This is a genomic window from Sphaerochaeta sp. UBA5836 (assembly GCF_002432845.1).
Taxonomy (GTDB): Bacteria; Spirochaetota; Spirochaetia; order Sphaerochaetales; family Sphaerochaetaceae; genus Sphaerochaeta.
Genome location: NZ_DJGW01000072.1, coordinates 1 through 1,854, shown reverse-complemented (window position 1 = coordinate 1,854; position 1,854 = coordinate 1). Strand labels below are relative to the sequence as shown.

General features: G+C 54.6%; 1 protein-coding gene. It reads right to left on the bottom strand.

What is annotated here, in order from left to right; all coding sequences use genetic code 11:
• Window positions 1–162: 162 nt before the first annotated feature.
• Window positions 163–1,854, bottom strand: a 1,692-nt coding sequence (locus B3F49_RS05720) for a sensor histidine kinase (RefSeq protein ID WP_293909650.1), incomplete at its 5' end; no start/stop codon positions are given.

Here is a 1,854-nt window from a genome sequence, read left to right as displayed (position 1 = left end):
GACGATATCCGGTTCGACCCGTTTGATCAGCTGTTCCCCCTCCATGCCGTCGGCGGCGGTCCCCACCAGTTCCAAGCCCAGCAGTTCCCAGCGGATAGAGGATACAATTTCCTCACGGACGATTTGCTCATCTTCTACAAATACTACGCTATAGCTCATTGTCTATTTCCTCTCTTGTATGTCGTCAGGGAAGGACATGCTCACCGTCGTACCTTCTCCTACCTTGCTGGTCAGCGAGAAGGTCATCTGCTTACCGTAGGTAAGGAACAATCTTCTATATACATTGTATACACCAACGTGTGTCGAGTTGGCAAGTTCATCGAGGTTCTCCGGCAGCGTTCCTGGTGGAAATCCTACGCCGTTGTCCTCTATGGTGATGAAAATGCGTCCGGAGAGCTTGACGGCCCGCACAGAAAGCTTCCACTCGCCGACCTTCGGCTCAAGACCGTGGATGATGGCATTCTCCACCAGCGGCTGAATGATCAACTTGGGTGTCTTGACAGCGGCGCAGCCGGGGTCGAGGTAGGTCTGCACTTTCAGCTTTGAGCCGAACCGCAGTTGTTGGATGGTCAGGTAGGAGTCGATCAGGGCCATGCTCTCTTCAAGGGTGCATTGGCTCTCATGGTTGTCGATCGAGGAGCGAAGCAGCTTGCCCAGCTTGACCGTGATGGTGTAGATGTCTTGTTCTCCATGCAGTCGTGCAAGGGCCTTGATGGTGTTCAGCGTATTGAACAGGAAGTGAGGATTCATCTGGCTTTCCAGGGCCTTGCGCTCGGCTTCGCTGAGTTTTTCCTGCTCCTCACGGGTGAGCTCGAGCAGACTGACAATCTGCTTGACCATGATGTTGAAGGAGTGTTCAAGCTGGGCGAACTCCCAAATCCTGCTCTTGACCTCCTTGGTCTGCAGGTTTCCCCGTTCCACTTCTCCCATGCGAAAGGCGAGGTTGCGGATCGGCCCGGCGATGGAGCGTGAGAACAAGAAGGACAGCCCCATCGCCAAAACGGTACCCACCGCCATGGTAAGGCCGAATGCATAGAGCAGGCGGTCCATGCTCTCCTGGAAAGGTGCGGCACTGACACTTCCCGCCAGGTGCAATGCAGTGCCCTGCACAGCGGTAATGGAGACGATCGAAGTGCCGGTGTGCATCGTTCTTCTCGAGTAATCACCCTTGAGTTGGGAAAGGGAAGGGAATTTGTCGAAGGTTCCGAAACGTTCGGTGTGCACCAGGCTGGTTGCATAAAAGTCCCGGTTGTCGACCAAGAGCACGTCGCTGAGCATGCGCTCGGTATTGACCAGGCTGCTGAGGGCTTCGGCGTAGATATCGATGACCAAATATCCAAGGTTCGTCCCTTCGTTGTCGTAAATCCTCCTGAGGATTGAGGCGACCACCTGCCTGCCGTTCTCCGCCATCCTATGGCCCCTGATGCTGATGATGCTGGCCGTCGGGGAGATGTTTGCATTCTGGCTGATGATCGAGTTCATATCCCAGTCGTTGCCGTGGTAACGCAGGTCATAGACATCGGGAAAGGTGTGGGTGCTGATCCTCACCCTGCCGGTATTGCTGACAATGTTTGCACTGGCAAGATAGGTATCCCCGCGCATGACACTGAACAGCAGCTGGTAGAGGTCCCTGCTCTCATTTGAGTTGGTTTCGAGCTTGTCCTCCTCCATGATGTGTACGACCAGGGGATTCGTCGAGAGTTGATATGCCTTGTGCCGATAGGCTTCCAGAACCGAGGAAACCTTGGCTGCATCGGCGGTGGTCAGGTTCATCGTTTGCTCGGATAGGTACCTCTCTTGGTTTCTTTCCCCAAGTAGTGCATAATACGCAGAAAAGAGGCCGAGCGGTACGAT